This is a genomic window from Mesorhizobium sp. BHbdii (assembly GCF_053848045.1).
This window is the reverse complement of sequence record NZ_JBSPKX010000064.1, coordinates 1-659: the sequence shown is the minus strand read 5'-3', so window position 1 is coordinate 659 and position 659 is coordinate 1. Positions and strand designations below refer to the sequence as shown.

Annotated in this window: 2 protein-coding genes; both read right to left on the bottom strand. The window is 65.4% G+C overall.

Annotated features, from left to right (window positions below):
- Positions 1 to 373: type VI secretion system lipoprotein TssJ (tssJ, locus tag ACWTU8_RS31835; RefSeq protein WP_455851253.1), on the bottom strand; the 373-nt coding region annotated here is incomplete at its 3' end.
- Between the two features lie 3 nt (positions 374 to 376).
- Positions 377 to 659, bottom strand: a 283-nt coding sequence (locus ACWTU8_RS31830; protein ID WP_455851252.1) for a type VI secretion system-associated FHA domain protein, incomplete at its 5' end; no start/stop codon positions are given.

Sequence of the window (659 nt, the reverse complement as noted above, 5' to 3'; positions counted from 1 at the left end):
AGTTGCGTCCGCCTGGCTCGCGGATCAGCGCCACGAAGCCGAGCGCCGTGGCGTTCGGCTCGACCGTGATGGTCTTGGCCGCCGTCTTGCCCGGCGCGACCGAGATCGTGTCGGAGCCGATGAGGTCGGCACCGAGCGCCGAGCCAGCGTCGCCCTGCAGCGCGAAATAGTCGGCCGAGTTGAACTTGCCGGTGCTGGCAAGCCGCATCACCAGTACCGTCACCGGCCGGTCGCCGCCGCCCGGTCCTGGATTCATACCGGCGCCCCCGGTGACGTTGACCGAGATAACCGATGGTTTCGGCGGGCCGCTCTGGCAAGCCGCAAGCAGCCCCGTGGCACCGAGGGCAACGACGAATTCGCGTCTGTCGATCATGTCCTACTCCTCCTCTTCGTATGCGTCCCTGAAGTCTGCGCCGATCTCGCCCAGGAAACTCGATTCCGCGCTCTGGGCGATGTCGCGATGGCGTTTCTGGTAGAGCTCCCACAGCTTGGCATTGCGTCCGCCGGAGAGCAGATTGCTGATGGCGGAATTGGACTTGAGCTCTTCCTCGATCGCGGCCGGATCGAAACGGTCGATCATGCGCCGAAGCGCCGCCTGAACGCCGCGCCAAGCGCGTACGTGATGCTGTGCAAGGTCCTTTACCGCGTCGTCGATCGCA